Source organism: Candidatus Seongchinamella marina (assembly GCF_026262685.1).
Lineage (GTDB): Bacteria > Pseudomonadota > Gammaproteobacteria > Pseudomonadales > Halieaceae > Halioglobus > Halioglobus marinus.
The window spans coordinates 118,580-136,929 of the sequence record NZ_SHNP01000005.1; the positions used below are offsets into that span (position 1 = coordinate 118,580).

16 protein-coding genes and 2 tRNA genes are annotated in these 18,350 nt (G+C 54.5%); 12 read left to right on the forward strand and 6 right to left on the reverse strand.

From position 1 onward, the window contains the following. Nucleotides 1-2: 2 nt before the first annotated feature. The 12 genes from tpiA (at nucleotide 3) to pnp (ending at nucleotide 11,446) form a co-directional block, all read left to right on the forward strand. Nucleotides 3-746, forward strand: a complete 744-nt coding sequence (tpiA, locus tag EYC87_RS14200) for a triose-phosphate isomerase (protein WP_279253463.1) — start codon at nucleotides 3-5, stop codon at nucleotides 744-746. A 31-nt stretch (nucleotides 747-777) separates the two neighbouring features. Continuing rightward, the gene (gene secG, locus EYC87_RS14205) at nucleotides 778-1,167 is read left to right on the forward strand and encodes a preprotein translocase subunit SecG (protein WP_007229761.1); all 390 of its coding nucleotides are present in this window, start codon (nucleotides 778-780) and stop codon (nucleotides 1,165-1,167) included. A 26-nt stretch (nucleotides 1,168-1,193) separates the two neighbouring features. Beyond that, nucleotides 1,194-1,279, forward strand: a tRNA-Leu gene (locus EYC87_RS14210). A 126-nt stretch (nucleotides 1,280-1,405) separates the two neighbouring features. Beyond that, nucleotides 1,406-2,401, forward strand: coding sequence for an MDR family oxidoreductase (locus tag EYC87_RS14215; protein WP_279253464.1), 996 nt, complete (start codon nucleotides 1,406-1,408; stop codon nucleotides 2,399-2,401). A 240-nt stretch (nucleotides 2,402-2,641) separates the two neighbouring features. After that, nucleotides 2,642-2,718 (forward strand) — tRNA-Met (locus EYC87_RS14220). A gap of 122 nt (nucleotides 2,719-2,840) precedes the next feature. Then, on the forward strand, nucleotides 2,841-3,296 hold the full coding sequence (gene rimP / locus EYC87_RS14225) for a ribosome maturation factor RimP (protein WP_279253465.1): 456 nt from the start codon (nucleotides 2,841-2,843) through the stop codon (nucleotides 3,294-3,296). Between the two features lie 29 nt (nucleotides 3,297-3,325). After that, nucleotides 3,326-4,819: a transcription termination factor NusA gene (nusA, locus tag EYC87_RS14230; RefSeq protein ID WP_007229763.1), complete on the forward strand. Its 1,494-nt coding sequence runs from the start codon at nucleotides 3,326-3,328 to the stop codon at nucleotides 4,817-4,819. Nucleotides 4,820-4,871: 52 nt separating this feature from the next. Continuing rightward, nucleotides 4,872-7,553 carry a translation initiation factor IF-2 gene (gene infB, locus EYC87_RS14235; RefSeq protein ID WP_279253466.1) on the forward strand — a complete coding sequence of 894 codons (2,682 nt, stop codon included), beginning with the start codon at nucleotides 4,872-4,874 and terminating at the stop codon, nucleotides 7,551-7,553. A gap of 22 nt (nucleotides 7,554-7,575) precedes the next feature. Further along, a complete protein-coding gene (gene rbfA, locus EYC87_RS14240) occupies nucleotides 7,576-7,974 on the forward strand; it encodes a 30S ribosome-binding factor RbfA (protein WP_007229833.1) in 399 nt (132 codons plus the stop codon). A gap of 3 nt (nucleotides 7,975-7,977) precedes the next feature. Further along, the gene (gene truB / locus EYC87_RS14245) at nucleotides 7,978-8,904 is read left to right on the forward strand and encodes a tRNA pseudouridine(55) synthase TruB (protein WP_279253467.1); all 927 of its coding nucleotides are present in this window, start codon (nucleotides 7,978-7,980) and stop codon (nucleotides 8,902-8,904) included. A gap of 99 nt (nucleotides 8,905-9,003) precedes the next feature. Further along, nucleotides 9,004-9,273: a 30S ribosomal protein S15 gene (gene rpsO / locus EYC87_RS14250; protein ID WP_007229748.1), complete on the forward strand. Its 270-nt coding sequence runs from the start codon at nucleotides 9,004-9,006 to the stop codon at nucleotides 9,271-9,273. A 61-nt stretch (nucleotides 9,274-9,334) separates the two neighbouring features. Next, entirely contained in the window at nucleotides 9,335-11,446 is a 2,112-nt protein-coding gene (pnp, locus tag EYC87_RS14255; RefSeq protein ID WP_279253468.1) for a polyribonucleotide nucleotidyltransferase, read from the forward strand. 70 nt (nucleotides 11,447-11,516) lie between these two features. Here pnp and acs read toward each other — a convergent pair whose 3' ends face one another. The 6 genes from acs to pcnB form a co-directional block, all read right to left on the reverse strand. Beyond that, the gene (gene acs, locus EYC87_RS14260; protein WP_279253469.1) at nucleotides 11,517-13,448 is read right to left on the reverse strand and encodes an acetate--CoA ligase; all 1,932 of its coding nucleotides are present in this window, start codon (nucleotides 13,446-13,448) and stop codon (nucleotides 11,517-11,519) included. Nucleotides 13,449-13,565: 117 nt separating this feature from the next. Then, complete coding sequence (gene panC, locus EYC87_RS14265) at nucleotides 13,566-14,450, reverse strand: pantoate--beta-alanine ligase (protein ID WP_279253470.1); 885 nt, start codon at nucleotides 14,448-14,450, stop codon at nucleotides 13,566-13,568. 248 nt (nucleotides 14,451-14,698) lie between these two features. Continuing rightward, complete coding sequence (gene panB, locus EYC87_RS14270) at nucleotides 14,699-15,490, reverse strand: 3-methyl-2-oxobutanoate hydroxymethyltransferase (protein WP_279253471.1); 792 nt, start codon at nucleotides 15,488-15,490, stop codon at nucleotides 14,699-14,701. 15 nt (nucleotides 15,491-15,505) lie between these two features. Next, nucleotides 15,506-16,186 carry a deoxynucleoside kinase gene (locus EYC87_RS14275; RefSeq protein ID WP_279253745.1) on the reverse strand — a complete coding sequence of 227 codons (681 nt, stop codon included), beginning with the start codon at nucleotides 16,184-16,186 and terminating at the stop codon, nucleotides 15,506-15,508. Further along, nucleotides 16,182-16,724, reverse strand: coding sequence for a 2-amino-4-hydroxy-6-hydroxymethyldihydropteridine diphosphokinase (gene folK, locus EYC87_RS14280; protein ID WP_279253472.1), 543 nt, complete (start codon nucleotides 16,722-16,724; stop codon nucleotides 16,182-16,184). The genes EYC87_RS14275 and folK overlap by 5 nt, the downstream gene beginning before the upstream one ends. Next, entirely contained in the window at nucleotides 16,721-18,019 is a 1,299-nt protein-coding gene (gene pcnB, locus EYC87_RS14285; RefSeq protein WP_279253473.1) for a polynucleotide adenylyltransferase PcnB, read from the reverse strand. Before pcnB ends, folK begins: the two co-directional genes overlap by 4 nt. Between the last annotated feature and the right edge of the window lie 331 nt (nucleotides 18,020-18,350).

An 18,350-nucleotide genomic window follows, 5' to 3' on the forward strand; every position in this document is an offset into this window, starting at 1 on the left:
AGATGCGTCAACCGCTGGTAGCAGGTAACTGGAAGATGCACGGTTCCCGAGAAAGCGTCGTCGCCCTGTTGGGCGCGCTGAGCACTAGCGTGAAGTGCGATGCCGTGGACGTTGCGGTCTGCCCCGCATTTGTGCATTTGCCTCAGGCGCTTGAACTGAGCGCCAGCTCGCCGGTTTCCGTGGGCGCGCAGGATTGTAGTGCCTTTGATGAAGGCGCATACACGGGTGAAGTCGCGGCAGCAATGCTGGCTGATCTGGGGTGCGAGTGGGTTATCCTTGGTCACTCTGAACGTCGCGCCTATCACCATGAGAGCGACGCGTTGGTGTCTGCGAAGTTGAGTGCGGCGATTGCGGCGGGTTTGAGACCAATTGTTTGCGTCGGTGAGACCAGGACGCAGCGTGAATCGGGTGAAGCGGAAGCCATAGTCGCCGCTCAATTGGCGGGTGCGCTGGCTGAGCATGGTAACTTGGCGGGCCTGGTGGTTGCCTACGAACCCGTTTGGGCTATTGGCACTGGCCTGACTGCCACACCGGAGCAGGCGCAGGATATGCACGCCTATATTCGTGCAGAGTTGGCCTCAATACCGGGCCTGGATGAGCAAGCCACGCGACTGCTTTATGGCGGAAGTGTGAAGCCTGGCAACGCAGACGAGTTGTTTGCACAGGTAGATATTGATGGCGCCCTGGTGGGCGGCGCGGCCCTAGTGGCTGAAGATTTCCAGGCGATCGTAAACGCGGCGGCCTGAACGCATAGCGTCCCGGAGGGACTGAAGTAAGATGGAACAAATAATTTTGATCGTTCACTTGTTGGTAGCGTTGGCCATTATTGGCTTGATTATGCTGCAGCAAGGTAAAGGCGCCGATATGGGCGCCTCTTTTGGTGCCGGCGCTTCCCAGACTTTGTTTGGTTCTGACGGCAGCGGCAATGTATTGACTCGTGCTACCGGCTGGTTTGTTACCTTGTTTTTTGCAACCAGTTTTGGGCTCGCGTTGATTGCCAGTCAATCATCCCAGCCAGTGAACGATTTGGGTATTGATATCCCCGGTGCGGCGATGCAGGTTCGCGAAGCGGTTGAGTCGGAGTTGCCGGTAGTGGAAGACGATATCCCTGCGGCGATTGGCTCAGGCACAGTTGAGCCGGAAGGCGACCTTCCGCAGCTCGACTAATTATCGGGACGAAGATACAAAAACAAGCCGAAGTGGTGGAATTGGTAGACACGCTATCTTGAGGGGGTAGTGAGCTATGCTCGTGCGGGTTCAAGTCCCGCCTTCGGCACCAACAAAAAAAGGGTTTCCAGCGATGGGGGCCCTTTTTTATTGACCCTGTATTACACACTTTGGTGGAGTGTACAGCGTCGGTTGCGCCAATTATGATTGTCGCCGTTTGAATTTATTGGAGAGCAATATGCCCGAGACCTTTAATGCCATTGTCGCTGAAGACGTTGATGGAAAAGCTGTAGCGAGTCTGAAAGCCATTAGTTTGACCGATTTGCCCAACGAACCGGTGTTGGTGGACGTCGCTTTTTCAACAGTTAACTACAAGGATGGTCTGGCGGTTAGCGGTGCAGCACCCATTTGTCGCAAGCTGCCGCTGATTTGCGGCATCGACCTCGCGGGTACTGTCTCTGAATCCAGTGATCCTGCCTACCAAGTCGGCGATAAGGTGCTGGTCAATGGCTATGGTTTATCTGAAGTCCATAACGGAGGTTACAGCCAACGCCAGCGTATCAACCCGGATTGGATAGTACGTGTGCCCGATGGCATGAGTCTGCAGCAGACTATGGCACTGGGGACTGCGGGCTATACCTCAATGCTCTGTGTGCAGGGTTTGCAGGATCAGGGCGTAAAACCCGAAGATGGTCCTATCCTGGTGACAGGGGCCGCTGGCGGTGTTGGTAGCGTGGCAGTATCACTATTGGCCACGCTGGGCTACGAAGTTCATGCCAGCACTGGACGGGTGGAGGAGCAGGGTGATTTTCTAAAACGCCTGGGGGCTTCGGCATTAGTGCCCCGTCAGGAACTGGCACGTGACGCCAAGCCCATGGAAAAGGAGTTATGGGCTGGTGTGGTTGATACGGTGGGTGACAAGGTGCTGGCCACGGCTATTGCGCAAACCAAATACGAGGGTGTGGTTACTGCCTGCGGTCTCGCGGGTGGAGCAGTGCTTAAGTCCACTGTCATGCCGTTTATTCTTCGCGGTGTCACTTTGCGGGGCATCGATTCAGTCATGGCCTCCCAGGAGCGAAGACAGCGGGCCTGGGATGGTCTGGCTGCGATTATGAATAGAGATCACTTAGAGCAAATTTCCGAGGTCGTGCCGATGGCGGAAGTACCGTCACTGGCGTCGAAGATTCTCGCTGGTGAAATTGCAGGTCGTCTGGTGGTCGATGTAAACGCCTGAACAACGGTTTAGGTGTGTTTTTTCATTTCTGTATTGTGTCGACTTAGCTACACTGCGCTGAGCGCTCAACAGGCTAAAAAATAAGCATTTTTTGCTGTTATATTTACCTTAAAAAGAGTCTTCATTTTGGTTGACCCGGCTAGGGTCGGTACCTATAATGCACAGCCTCGAATTTGGGCCGAGACGACGAGACCGACCCATCGTGATTGCCAAGGGGCTTTCACAACGAGACAGTATTGATGCGGGGTGGAGCAGTCTGGTAGCTCGTCGGGCTCATAACCCGAAGGTCGTCGGTTCAAATCCGGCCCCCGCTACCAACAATACGTCGCCAGTTCATAACGGCGTCGTGAACAAGAAAAAGCCCCTTTTTAGGGGCTTTTTTGTATGTGAAACAAAGACCCTGAACAGCGGTCTTTCATGCGCGGAGAAACTTGCCAGCGTGGCTAGTAGAGATCAACAGATCCAGCAGTTGCTGGAACCAACAGTGGAAGCGCTTGGTTTCCTACTGTGGGGTATAGAGTACTTGTCCCAGGGCAAGCACACGCTGTTGCGTATTTACATTGAACACGAGGGCGGTATCTCGATTGAAAATTGCGCTGCGGTGAGTGAGCAGGTCAGTAGTGTGCTGGACGTAGAAGATCCTATTACCGGGGAGTACACCCTGGAAGTGTCTTCTCCTGGCATGGACAGGCTGTTGTTTCAACTGACGCAGTACCCGGCTTATGTTGGGGAGATAATTGAATTGCGCTTACGCAGTGCCTTTGAGGGGCGACGTAAGTTCAAGGGTGTATTAAAAGGAATCGAGGGAGAGGATGTGGTTATCCAGGTGGATAATCACGAGTACCTGCTACCCCACAGCGCTATCGAAAAAGCGCGTGTAAAACCCCGCATATAAGTGCGGTATGTGAACTGGCGAGGCTAGAGATGACAAAGGAAATTCTGCTGGTAGCGGAGGCTGTATCCAACGAGAAGGGTGTGGCTGAAAGCATTATCTTCGAGGCGATTGAGCTGGCGTTGGCGACTGCTACCAAGAAACGCTATGACGAAGAATCCGATATTGAGGTGACCATCGACCGATCTACGGGCGATTACGTGACCAAACGCCGGTGGTTAGTCGTGCCTGATGATGAGTTGGCCTTGTTAGGGACACAATTCACTACCGAGGAAGCGGCAGAGCAAGACACGAGTTTGCAGCCCGGTGATATTTACGAGGAAGTGATAGATAACGTCGGCTTTGGCCGAATTGCTGCTCAAACGGCCAAGCAGGTGATTGTGCAGCGAGTGCGTGACGCTGAGCGCGAGCAGGTCGTAGAACAATACATGGGCCGTGTCGGTGAGTTGGTTGCCGGTACCGTAAAGAAAGTAACCCGAGACAATGTCATCGTGGACCTTGGCAATAACGCTGAAGGCCTGCTGCCTCGCAGTGAACTGGTAGGCCGCGAGACATTCCGTGTTAATGATCGAGTTCGTGCCATTCTCAAGGAAATAAGTACGGAAGCGCGTGGCCCACAGTTGATACTGAGCCGTGCATGCCCCGAGATGTTGATTGAGCTATTCAAGATTGAAGTGCCGGAAATCTCCGAGGAGGTTATCCAGATCCGCGCCGCAGCCCGTGATCCAGGTTCTCGTGCCAAGATCGCCGTTAAGACTAACGATCAACGTATCGACCCTGTTGGTGCCTGCGTCGGTATGCGCGGTTCCCGGGTACAAGCAGTATCTAACGAACTGGACAACGAGCGTGTTGACATCGTTTTGTGGGACGACAACCCCGCACAGTTGGTTATTAATGCCATGGCTCCGGCCGAAGTGGAGTCAATCGTTGTCGATGAAGACTCAGGCACAATGGATGTGGCTGTTTCCGAAGAAAATCTGGCTCAGGCCATTGGTCGCTCCGGTCAAAATGTGCGCCTGGCAGCCGAGCTGACCGAGTGGACCATCAACGTTATGAGCCTGGAAGAAGCCGCAGATAAGCATGAGGCGGAAGCAGGCGAAGTGATTGGCGTGTTCTGTAAAGCACTGGATGTCGATGAGGACGTTGCCGAGATTCTGGTGGAAGAAGGCTTCACCACACTTGAAGAAGTGGCCTATGTGCCGCTGGAAGAAATGACGGCCATCGATGGCTTTGACGAGGATATCGCAGAAGAGCTGCGTGCCCGAGCCAAGGATGCATTGCTCACTCAGGCGATTGCGTCAGAAGAGCAGTTAGGGGCCAATGAGCCGGCTGAAGATTTGTTGACCATGGAAGGCATGGATCGTCACCTGGCTTACATACTGTCCAGTCGCGAGATCGTCACTATGGAAGATCTGGCGGAACAGGCGGTTGAAGACCTGATGGATATTGAAGATATGACGGAAGAGCGTGCGGGTGAATTAATCATGACCGCGCGTGCACCCTGGTTTGCCGAGGCTGAAGAGTAAGCGGCTGCGGTAGGGCAGACACTAGAAGACAGGGTATCGAGGAGAAGATTGCATGGCGCAGGTGACAGTACAGCAACTCGCAGAAGTCGTGGGGGCATCCGCCGAACGTCTGCTGACGCAGATGAAGGAAGCGGGGCTGCCACACAGTGAGGCGGAGCAGGCAGTGTCCGACGAGGACAAGCAAACATTGCTGACTTTTCTCAAGCGTAGCCACGGTGAGTCCACGGACGCGCCCAAACGCATTACGCTGAAGAGAAAAACCATCAGCACCCTGAAGAGTTCTGGTTCCCAAGGTAAGAAAACGGTCAACGTAGAAGTTCGCAAGAAGCGCACCTATGTCAAGCGTGACCAGGAAGAGCTTGGTGCAGAAGAACTGGCTGCAGAGGACGTCGCAGGCGAAGATGTGAATGCAGAGCCGCTTGAAGTACAAGCTGCTGCCGCTGAAGTCGAAGCACAAGCCGCGGCAGAGGCTGCAAAAGCCGCTGAAGAGGCCGTCAAGGTAGCTGAGGCTGAGTTTGTTCCAGAGCCAGAGTCTGAGAGCGAAGAAGACCTCGCTAACCTGGATCCAGAGGTTCTGCGTCAGCGCGCGGCGGCTCGCCGTATGAAACAAGAGGCTGACGAGGCTGAAGCACGCAAAGTAGCCCTGGACGCACGCAAGGCTGAAGAGGAGCGTAAGGAAGCCGAAGCAGCAACCAAAGCCAAGGCTGAAAAGGCACAGGAAACTATCAAGCGCCCCAAGCGCCTTCACGACGCACCTACTGCCGCCCCGGGTGCAGATCAGCGCAAAAAGAAGCCAGGTGCTCGCGGCGACAGAGGCCCACAGGGTCGTGGCAAGCAAAGAGGGCACAACCTGTCTCTGTCCGACCTGGATCGCGCAGAGTCGGGGATGTCTCGCCGTCGTGGTCGCAAGAAGCTGAAAGCTTCACACGAGGAGCACTCCAAACACGGTTTTGAAATGCCCACCGAAAAGAAAGCGGTGGAAGTCGAAATTGCCGACATGATCTCAGTGGGCGACCTGGCCCAGCAGATGTCTATTAAGGCTGGCGAAGTGATTAAGCAGCTGATGACACTGGGCGTGATGGCTAACATCAACCAGATGATCGACCAGGACACCGCTACGCTGGTTGTAGAGGAGATGGGTCACGCAGTGAAAGCTGTCAGCGCAGACGCTCTGGAAGAAAGCCTGGAAGAAAGCCTGGCTCAAAACACAGATGAAGGTAATGCGGAGCCGCGTGCACCTGTAGTGACCGTTATGGGCCATGTTGACCACGGCAAGACCTCGCTGCTGGACTACATCCGCAAGAGCCATGTGGCTTCTGCCGAAGCTGGCGGTATTACCCAGCACATTGGCGCCTATCACGTGGATACAGACCATGGAATGATTTCCTTCCTTGACACGCCGGGACACGCAGCGTTTACCGCGATGCGCGCACGGGGTGCCAAGAGCACCGACATCGTTATTTTGGTGGTTGCAGCTGATGACGGTGTGATGCCGCAAACAGAAGAGGCAGTCATGCATGCGCGGGCGGCGGGTGTGCCGTTGATCGTGGCTATTAACAAAATGGACAAGGAGGGCGCTGACCCTGAGCGGGTCAAGAACGAATTGTCCGCCAAGGAAGTCATCCCTGAGGATTGGGGCGGTGATACCCAGTTTATTCCCGTTTCTGCCCAAACAGGCGATGGTGTAAATGAATTGCTGGAAGCGGTGCTGTTGCAGTCTGAATTGCTGGAACTGCAGGCGCCGAAAGACGTACCCGCTCAAGGTATTGTCATTGAATCTCGCCTGGACAAGGGGCGTGGCTCTGTTGCCTCCCTGTTAATCCAGAGCGGTACCCTGCGCAAAGGCGATATTGTTCTTGCTGGCCTGCAGTATGGACGCGTACGCGCCATGCTGGACGAGAATGGCGAGCCGATCGACGAAGCGGGACCGTCCATTCCAGTAGAGATCCTGGGTCTGGATGGCACGCCCGATGCGGGAGATCAGTTTGCGGCTGTGGAGAGCGAAAAGCGCGCCCGCGAAATTGCTGATTTCCGTCAGGAGAAGACGCGCGACAACAAGTTGGCTCGCCAGCAGGCTGCCAAGTTGGACAATATGTTTGAAAGTATGACCGCTGGTGAGAGAAAGACGCTCAACGTGGTGGTCAAGGCCGACGTTCGTGGTTCCCTCGAAGCGATTCAAACTGCTTTGCTGGATTTGGGTAACGAGGAAGTTCAAGTGAATATTGTCACTGGCGGCGTGGGCGGAATCGCCGAGACCGATGTAACGCTGGCGATGACTTCTAGTGCGGTTATGTTTGGTTTCAACGTGCGTGCTGACAATGCCGCACGCAGACTAATTGAGGGCGAGGGGGTAGACCTGCGCTACTACAACGTTATTTATGACTTGATAGACGATGTTAAGTCCGCCTTGTCGGGCATGCTGGCTCCGGAATTGCGCGAGGAAATTGTTGGCATCGCAGAAGTTCGCGACGTGTTCAGCTCGCCAAAGTTTGGCCAGATTGCCGGGTGTATGGTCATCGAGGGCACTGTTTACCGGTCCAAGCCGATTCGTGTTTTGCGTGACAACGTGGTGATCTACCAGGGCGAGTTGGAATCCTTGCGTCGATTTAAGGATGATGCTGCAGACGTTCGCAATGGTACCGAGTGTGGTATCGGCGTGAAGAACTACACGGATGTCAAAGCGGGCGACTTAATCGAGGTATTTGAAGTCAAGGAAATTGCCCGCTCTTTGTAAGCGGCAATAGAGACAGCAGACTATGGCCAAAGAATATGCCAGAACCCAGCGCGTAGCAGATTTTTTGCAGCGTGAGTTGGCGGCCCTGATTCAGCACGAAGTGCGCGATCCCCGGGTGGGGATGGTTAGCATCACCGGTGTGGACGTGAGCCGTGACATGGGTCATGCGAAGGTCTATTACACGTCCATGTCTGCCAATTCCACTGATGAGTCGAAAGAGTGCAATGAGGCATTGAACAAGGCCGCAGGTTTTTTGCGAAGTCAGCTGTCCCGCGAAAGCAGCATGCGCATGGTGCCGCAGCTGCGATTTTATTTTGATTCCAGTGTTGGCCGCGGCAGGGACATGGAAGACCTGATCCGCAAGGCTGCGGATTCTGATCGTGAAATGGGTCTGCGCGACGATAGCGCAGAGGAGCAATAGGCGGTGGCGAGACGCCGCCGGGGTCGCGCAGTTAGCGGCATCTTGGTGTTGGACAAGCCATTGGGAGTGAGTTCCAACCATGCTTTGCAGGCAGCGAAGCGGCTTTATTTTGCTGCAAAAGCAGGCCACACCGGCAGTCTGGATCCCTTGGCCACCGGCGTGTTGCCGTTGTGCTTTGGTGAGGCAACCAAGTTTTCGCAGTACCTGCTGGATGCAGACAAGGCTTACCAGAGCACGTTTGTGCTGGGTACGGTAACTGACAGCGGCGATGCAGAAGGCCAGATACTTGAGACCAATGACGCCAGTGACGTTGGCGAAGCGGATGTGCAACAGGCCCTTGAGGCTTTCCGCGGAGAAATAGAGCAGGTGCCGTCCATGTTCTCCGCGATCAAGCAGAATGGGCAGCCGCTGTACAAGCTGGCTCGCCAGGGTATAGAAGTAGAGCGCAAGTCGCGAACCTTGGTGATTAAAAAGCTGGAGTTGCTCGAGTTTCGCCCGGGTGAAAGGCCCGAAGTAGATGTATATCTGGAGTGCAGTAAGGGAACGTATGTGCGTTCTATTGCTGAAGACCTGGGGCGAGCGCTGGGGTGCGGGGCACATGTGAGTGCCTTGAGACGGACTAAAGCGGGCCCATTCAGTCTTGAAGACAGTGTGACCATGAATACTCTGGAAACATTGAAGCAGAACGATGCGGTGGCGCAGATGGATGATCTGCTGTTGCCCGCCGACACCGCCGTGAAGTCCCTGCCTCTGGTTGAGCTGGGTGAATCCGGTGGGTTTTATATACGCCAGGGCCAGCCGGTACTGGTGCCAAATGCGCCCGGTAGTGGTATGGTGCGCGTCGCGTTGGAGACCGGTGAGTTTCTGGGCGTTGGAGAGATATTAGACGATGGGCGTGTAGCGCCGCGTCGACTGATAGTCACCCAGTAAGGGGTGACACGAACCTGTCTGTTAATCTGCACGGATAGGCTCTTTTTTTTAAAAAAGGTGGTACGCCACCTCAGGCAGATTATTAAAGAGGAATAGAAAATGGCTTTAAATGCTGAACAGAAAGCAGCAATCGTAAACGACTACAAAGTGGGAGAAGGCGACACAGGTTCTCCGGAAGTGCAGGTAGCACTGCTGACGGCGAACATCGAGCAGCTACAGGGACACTTCCAGTCGCACAAGCACGACCATCACTCACGCCGCGGCCTGATCCGCATGGTTAACCAGCGTCGCAAGTTGCTGGACTATCTCAAGCGCAAAGATGCAGCGCGTTATACCGATCTGATCAAGCGACTCGGTCTGCGTCGATAAGTTGTAACAATAACCGGGGCCAAGGGGCCCCGGTCGTCATATATAGAATTGGAGAAATAAAGTGAATCCAGTAACAAAAACTTTCCAGTACGGTGATCAGACAGTCACTCTGGAAACCGGCCGCATCGCCCGTCAGGCGACAGGTTCGGTTCTGGTTACCGTCGAAAATACCTCAGTGCTATGTACTGTAGTGGCAGAGAAAACTCAGCGCCCAGGGCGCGATTTTTTCCCGCTGGCCGTACACTACGTTGAAAAAACATACTCAGTGGGCAAGATCCCCGGCGGCTTCTTCAAGCGCGAAGCTCGTCCTAGCGAAAAAGAGACCCTGACCAGTCGCCTGATCGACCGTCCTATTCGTCCTCTGTTCCCCAATGGCTTCATGAACGAAGTCCAGGTTGTTTGTACCGTGATGTCTGCCGACAAGCACATCGACCCGGATATTCCAGCCATGATCGGAACATCTGCAGCCCTGGCCATTTCAGGCGCTCCCTTTAACGGCCCTATCGGCGGTGCTCGAGTAGGGTTTAGCGACGAGAAAGGCTACATCCTTAACCCCACCTATGAGCAGCTGGAAGAAAGCAAGCTGGACATGGTTGTTGCCGGTACTGCTGACGCAGTACTGATGGTTGAGTCTGAAGCAAAAGAACTGAGTGAAGATCAGATGCTGGGTGCGGTTCTGTTTGCCCACCAGGAAATGCAGACTGTGGTTCAGGCGATTAACGAGCTGGTAGCCGAATCTGGCAAGCCCAAGTGGGACTGGCAAGCAGACGAAATTAACGAAGAGCTGCTGGCAGCGGTTGAAGGTCAGGTTAAGAATGACCTGGGTGAAGCCTATCGCATTACTGAGAAATCGGCTCGCTACGAGCGCGTCGGTGAAGTACGCAGTGCCTGTTTAGAAGCATTGGCAGTTGAAGGTGGCCCCTCAGCTGACGACATTAAGGATATTTTCAAGAGCGTTGAGAAGACCCTGGTTCGTAAGCGCATCCTCGCCGGCGAGCCTCGCATTGACGGCCGTGATACCCGCACTGTGCGTGCGATCGCGTGTGAAGTGGATGTATTGGCTAAAGCACACGGTTCAGCCTTGTTCACTCGTGGCGAAACTCAGGCTATCGGCGCTGTGACTCTGGGCTCTACCCGCGATGCACAGATTATTGATGCGCTGCACGGTGAGCGTCGTGATCCGTTTATGCTGCACTACAACTTCCCTCCCTATTCTGTGGGTGAAGCGGGTCGTGTTGGGTTTACCAGCCGTCGTGAAGTTGGCCATGGTCGCCTGGCACGTCGTGGTTTGGCAGCAGTCCTGCCTAACCAGGAAGAGTTCCCTTACACTATCCGCGTCGTTTCGGAAATCACCGAATCTAACGGCTCCAGCTCAATGGCCTCTGTCTGTGCCGGTTCCCTGGGCCTGATGGCTGCAGGCGTACCGCTGAAGGCACCAGTAGCCGGTATCGCTATGGGTCTGGTTAAGGACGGCAATCAGTTCGCAGTTTTGACCGACATTCTGGGTGACGAAGATCACCTGGGTGACATGGACTTTAAAGTGGCTGGTACTGCTGAAGGTATTACCGCGCTGCAGATGGATATCAAGATCGAAGGCATCACCGCCCAGATCATGGAAACTGCACTGGATCAGGCTCAGCACGCTCGCCTGCACATCCTTGGTCAAATGAATGAAGTGCTGGCAGAAGGTCGTACTGTGACTTCTGAGAATGCACCTAGCATGATGACGCTGAAGGTCGACTCCGACAAGATCCGTGACATTATCGGTAAGGGCGGCGCTACTATCCGTTCTATCACCGAGCAGTCCGGCGCCACTGTCGATATCGACGATGACGGCACTGTGCGTATCTTTGGCCAGGACCAAATGGCTCGCGACAAAGCGGTTGCCATGGTTGAGGAAATCACTGCAGAAGCTGATGTAGGCGCCGTTTATACCGGTACCGTTGCACGCATCGTTGACTTCGGTGCATTCGTCAACATCCTGCCTGGCAAGGACGGTCTGGTACACATCTCGCAGATCGCTAATGAGCGCGTTGAGAATGTGACCGACTACCTGAGTGAAGGCCAGGAAGTGAAGGTTAAGGTTCTGGACGTTGACCAACGAGGTCGCATCAAGCTCTCCATCAAGGAACTGTTGGAAGACGAAGCCCCTGCCGAAGAGGCCGCTGAATAAAGCGAGCCAACTTCACTGAAACAAAAAAGGGGTGCATCGACGATGCACCCCTTTTTTGTTTAGCGACAGGCTAAGCCGGTCGATTCCCAACCAGACTTTCTACTACAGAGGGATCTGCCAGTGTGCTGGTATCTCCCAGGCTATCCAATTCGTTCTCTGCAATTTTACGCAGGATGCGTCGCATAATTTTCCCGGAGCGCGTCTTTGGTAGTCCCGGCGCCCACTGAATAATATCGGGCTTGGCGATTGGTCCAATCTCCTTCACACACAGTTGAATCAGCTCCTGGCGTAACTCCTCGCTGAGTTCCACGCCGTGCATGGGGGTGACGTAAGCGTAAATGCCCTGGCCTTTAATATCATGAGGGAAACCGACCACTGCGGCCTCAGCGATATCGTCATGCAGCACCAGGGCGCTCTCGACCTCTGCGGTACCCATACGGTGCCCAGAAACGTTGAGCACATCATCTACGCGGCCGGTGATCCAATAGTAGCCGTCATCGTCCCTGGTGGCGCCGTCGCCGGTGAAGTAATAGCCAGGGTAGTTACTGAAGTATGTGTCTATCATTCGCTTATGGTCACCGTAAACACTGCGTATTTGTCCGGGCCACGAAGATTTGATGACCAGGTAGCCTGAGCCGGGACCTTCAACTTCAGAGCCATCCTCATTGAGTAATGCGAGATCAACACCGAAGAAGGGGAATGTGGCCGAGCCGGGCTTCAGTGCGGTAGCCCCGGGCAGTGGAGTGATCATATGTCCCCCGGTCTCGGTCTGCCACCAGGTGTCGACGATGGGGCAGCGACTGTCACCCACAACTTCGTGGTACCAGGTCCAGGCTTCGGGGTTAATTGGCTCGCCGACAGTGCCCAGTAGTCTCAAGCTGGAGCGCGAGGAACGGGTGACCGGTTCGTTTCCTACCGCCTGCAGTGCCCGGATGGCCGTGGGAGCAGTGTAGAAGATGTTAACCTGATGCTTGTCTACGATTTCCCAGCAGCGACCCGCGTCGGGGTAGGTAGGTACCCCTTCAAACATCAGGCTAATAGCTCCGTTAGCCAGGGGCCCATAGACAATATAGCTGTGACCGGTCACCCAGCCCACATCGGCGGTGCACCAGTAAACCTCTCCCTCGCGATAGTCAAAGACGTATTTGAAGGTCATGCTCGCCTGCAACAGGTAGCCTGCGGTCGTATGTAATACGCCCTTGGGCTTACCTGTGGAGCCTGAGGTATAGAGAATGAACAGCGGGTCTTCTGCGTCCATGGGCTCAGATGGACAATCGCTACTCTGGCTATCGACCAGATCTCCGTAGTAGACATCGCGAGATTCTGTCCATGTGACATCTCCGCCGGTGCGCCTGACTACCAGGCAAGTATGGACATTGGGGCAGGCCTCCAGTGCTTTGTCCGCGTTGTCTTTAAGTGGTACCGAGCGACCTCCGCGCACGCCCTCATCCGCGGTGATCACCGTCTGGCAGTCCGAATCCAAAATGCGATCCTTCAGTGCCTCTGGTGAAAAGCCACCGAAGACAATGGAATGAACAGCGCCGATTCGGGTGCAAGCCAACATGGCATAGGTCGCCTCGGGAATCATCGGCATATAAATGCACACGCGATCACCTTTCTTCACGCCGCGTGCTTTCAGTGCGTTAGCGAGCTTGCAGACGTGGTCTTTAAGTTCAGCGTAGGTGATGTGCTTGCTGTCTGCTGGATCATCGCCTTCCCAGATGAGGGCTGTTTGATCAGCGCGTTCTGGCAGGTGACGATCGATGCAGTTGTGACTGACGTTCAGTTTACCCCCGGCAAACCATGCAGCCTCTCCTTTGACGAAGTCGAACTCCACAACTTTATCCCAGGGTTTTTCCCAGCTCAGGAATTCGCTGGCCATTTCTCCCCAGAAGGCGTCTGGGTCTTCAATGGAACGCTTGTACATCGCCTGGTAACGCTCTGCGTTGATATGCGCATCGTTGAAATTTGCTGGAACCAAATGGGTGGGAAATTCGGACATGACGAATCCTTCGCTTTATGGGTAATGGGTGGGTACTGAATAGCTGATAATACGGGGCTATGGCAGTGATTCAAGCCGACTAAGGTCTCATGAGGGTTTTATTAATGCCCGGAGGGTTCAGCCGTCGGCCAGCATTCTCCAGTCGCCCACTGGGTTTAAGGACAGGCGGACATTGTCAATCAATCGGGTATTTCCAAGACTAGCAGCGGCGAGAATGGCAATTTCTTCGGTGTCTTCTGTGACGGCCCGCAGCGTGCGTGCGTCGCGAATGGCAAAGTAATCCGGTTCGAAGCCAGCTTGTAATAATTTCATTCGAGCATGGGATTCCAGTTGCAGGAAGTTATCGAAGTCACAGGCGATGGCTTCGCGGCAGGTGGTTAAGGTCTGGTGCAGGAGTGGAGCTATACTGCGTTCAGCCTGGCTGAGGTAGCCATTACGCGAGCTTTTGGCCAGGCCGTCCTCGTCCCGGGTAGTCTTTACCCCGACAATTTCGATCGCCATGCACAAATCCTTAACCATTTTGCGAACGATGGAGAGTTGCTGGAAATCTTTCTCGCCGAACACTGAAACATCGGGCTGAACGATATTGAACAGTTTGCTAACCACCGTCGTTACCCCGTCGAAATGACCGGGTCGGCTACTGCCGCAGAGAGTGTCTCCCAGTTCGGGAACACTGACGATGGTCTGCCGGGACATGCCATCAGGATAAATATCCTCTACCCCGGGGGCGTATAGCAGCTGAACGCCCTCAGCAAACAGTTTTTCCTTGTCCGCGGCCATGGTGCGCGGATAGCCGTCAAGGTCTTCGCCAGCTCCAAACTGAAGTGGGTTCACAAAAATAGAGACAACAACGATGTCACAGAGGGTACGGGCTTTGCGGACCAGGTCCAGGTGTCCCTCGTGAAGATTGCCCATAGTGGGCACAAAGACGATACTCTGACCTTCGCTGCGAAAGCGCTTCAGAGCTGCCTGTAACTGAGCATTGCTGTTGCAAGTTCGCATATCTACCTGACCCCGCGGTACGGATTGGCGACGCTAAACCAGTAGTCAAACCAGTCGAAAACCCCCGTCCAAATTAGTGCTTTTGGAGGGAAGGAAAGTATGCCCGATGCCCTGTTATCGGGCAACGGCATTTTCGGAAAAATTCATGCCGCATTTTCTTAGACGGGTAACGCGTGTCAGCAGTCTAGTGTGCAAAGCAAGGGTCAAGGGTGTCATGGGCGCAGTGGGCAGCTAAAACAGGGAGATGATCAGTTATAAGTGTGTTCTTCGCGCGGGTATTCGCCCGATTTTACAGCGTTGACGAAGGCTTGCAGAGCGCCCTGAATGCTACTTTGCCCGGCCATGAAGTCTTCCACAAAGCGGGCGGTATGCCCCGATAAACCCAGTAGGTCATGCATTACCAATACCTGGGCGTCGGTGCCGGCTCCGGCGCCGATACCAATAACGGGAATATCCAACTTGGAAGATATATCGGCTGCCAGGCCAGCGGGAATGCACTCCAGGACCAGCAGGCTGGCGCCAGCATCCTGGATCTCTACCGCATCGGCGAGAATAGATTTGGCTTCCTTGGGGGTGCGGCCCTGAACTTTGAAGCCGCCAAACTGATTGACCGACTGGGGGGTCAGGCCCAGGTGGGCACAGACAGGTATGCCGCGCTCAACCAGCATGCTGATGCTATCCGACAACCAGGTACCACCTTCCATCTTGATCATCTGGGCGCCCGCCTGCATTAGCGCGGTGGCATTGACCATAGTTTGCTCCGGAGTGGTGTAACTCATAAACGGCATGTCGGCGATGACCAGAGATTCAGGCGCTGCCCGGCACACGCACTCCGTGTGATAGGCCATATCATCGACAGTGACCTGAATGGTGCTGTCATGCCCCTGAAGCACCATGCCCAGAGAGTCACCTACCAGTATCGTCTCTGCACCCGCTTCGCTGATCATGCGCGCGAAGGTGGCGTCATAGGCGGTGATACAGACAAACTTCTCGTCTGCTGCCTTCATTTTGTCCAGAGTACTGATGGTGACCTTGCCCATGGGCTACCTTGTGTTCTATCCGAAAAATGTCGGGTTGAAATAGTGGCGGCCGCTGCGAATATCCAGCAGGTAGTCCACCAGGTGGCTGTAGTCTGTGTCGCCGCTGGCCAGGTCAATTTCACTGGCATTGACGATCAGCAGAGGGGCGCCATCGTAATATAGAAAGAACTCACTGTACACTTCGTTCAGGCGCTCAAGATAGTCGCGTTCGATGCCCTGTTCCACTGCAATTCCTCGGCTATTAATGCGGGACAGCAGGACATCTGTGGAGGCCTGTAAGTATATGACCAGGTCTGGTTTTGGGGCATCAATGGTTAGTTGCTCATAGACCTTTTGGTAGAGCTGGAATTCCTCTCTGTCCAGGTTGATTCGGGCAAACAGTGGATCTTTCTCTATCAGGAAGTCGGCGACCCGCACTGGTTCGAAGATATCCGCCTGACGCAGGTCCTGAATTTTCTGCGCCCGCTGGAACAGGAAGAAGAGCTGTGTGGCGAGCGCTGCCTGTTGCCGGTTGCGATAGAATTTCTCCAGAAAGGGATTTTGCTCCGCTTCCTCCAGAAGAGTCTGGTAATTGAATGTGGTCGCCAGGCGTTTGGTGAGGGTCGTTTTACCCACGCCGATAGGGCCTTCAACGGCAATGTATGAGGGGGGTGTGCGCCCTTTCAGGTCGATTTTAATGGCCGAGCTCTCCTTAATCCGGGCCTGTTTGATCAGCGTTTCTTGTATTGGCGCCGTTACCAGCGCAAAGCGAAAACGTTGTTTTTTGAAGCTTCCCTAAGGGGCATGCGGCTACTAATGTACCAAGTTCCGCGCCGTCCGGCAGCATCAATTTAGGTTGGCTGATTTCAAGTAGCGGATACAGCACGAAGTTACGCTCTTTCATCCGTGGGTGAGGGATTGTCAGGTGCAGGCTATCTACGGCCTGCTGGTCGTAGAGCAGTATATCCAGGTCCAGGGTGCGTGCCCCCCAGCGCAGGTTTCGCTCCCGACCCTGGGCACTCTCGATTTCCTGCAGTGCAGTGAGCAGCGCCATAGGCGTCAGGGTGGTTTCAAGCAGCAACACCGCGTTGAGGTAGTCGGGCTGTTCGCCAGGACCCACTGCGGAGCTGCGATAGGCGCTGGAAATCTGGATAACCGCACTATCGGAGAGTTGGTCTATACTGGCTGCCGCCCGCTGCAACTGGTCCAGCGGTTCTCCCAGGTTACTCCCCAACGCGATAAAGGCGCGACTCATGTCTGTTGGTTATTGCGCCGTTTGCGGGGGCGCCGGCGGCTGCCGGATTTACCATTGTGCTCTGCGGATTTGGCAAGACGCTGGTCCATGTCCAGAGTTTGGTACTCAGTCCACCACTCACCCAGGTCGCCGGTGTCTTCTCCCGCCTGTTCTCGCAGTAACAAAAAGTCATAGGCTGCGCGGAAGCGCCGGTGTTCCACTAACTCTGCGGCCTTCTTGCCTTGACGACGTTGCAGGCGCAGCTGGAATTCCCAGATCTCGCGCATCGGCTGGCTAAATCGGCGAGGAATTGATAACTGCTGGCTAGCCTCAGAAATGGTCTGTTGGGAAGCGTTGTGCATCGCTACCATCGGCGGGTCGCCGCGGTTCTCCTGCTGTGCTGCCGTGCGCACCACAACGGGCCATAGCAAAGCGGCCAGGATAAATGCAGGAGTTACCGGCTTGTCATCAGCGATGCGCTTGTCCGTGTTGGCCATCGCGGCTCGTACCAGGGCAAGTGACATTGCATCCTGATGCAATAGGTGACTGGTTTCGTCGAACAGAAATTGCAGGAGATCATGTTCCAGTAACTGTTCTAACGTGGCTGCAGCATAGCCGGACAAAAATAGCTTGAGGAATTCATCAAACAGGCGTGCCGATGGAATCTCTCGCAGCAGAGCAGCGCAAGCTGGTATGGCTTTGGCAGTGTTTTGCTCAATATCGAAGTTTAGCTTAGCGGCAAAACGAACTGTTCGAAGCATTCGCACCGGATCTTCGCGGTAGCGCACCGCTGGCTCTCCAATGATGCATATTTGGCGTTTCTCGAGATCCGTGAGTCCATTGACGTGGTCAAAAACCTCGAATTTCCCGGCGTCGTAGTAGAGGGCGTTTACCGTCAGATCTCTTCGTACGGCGTCTTCTTCAAGAGTGCCATAGACATTGTCTCTGAGTAGCAGGCCTTTGTCTGATTGGCGAGAGTGGCTACCGCCTGTAGCGGGGCTGGCTTCGTTACCGCCCTCGTGATGCCCCCGAAAGGTGGTGACTTCAATGATTTCACGGCCAAAGCGAACATGCACGATGCGAAATCGCCTGCCGATAATTCGTGAATTTCTGAATAGGCCGTGAACTTCCTCAGGGGTTGCGTCAGTCGCTATGTCAAAGTCCTTGGGGTTGCTACCCAGAAGCAGGTCGCGCACGGCACCGCCGACCAGATAGGCTTGGTGGCCCTGGGAGCGCAGGCGGGACATTACCTTGAGAGCACTGTCGCTAATATTTTTACGGGAGATGCAGTGCTTGTCCCTGGGGATAACATTCAATCGGGGGTACGCCTTACATTTGGGGCCTGTTGTGATGCGGCAGTCTACCACAAATGCGTTGTGGCTAGAGGTAAGAAGGGGGCAGATGAATAATGGGGAAGACAAAGTCTTCCCCATCCAGGTCTCACGTCAGGAGTTATTGTTATTTCTAAGGTGCTTTTATTGTTATAGACACACACACTCATGCTTTTATTTTCAAGCCCAAAGCAAAAAAGAGTAACTTATTACCAACCTCGGTCGACTACGATGAGCGTCTGTCGTTCAAGCCTTACCGGAAGTTAGGAACAGGAAATTGAAGGGGAAGGTTTCTTCCCCGTCCAGGTCCATAGTG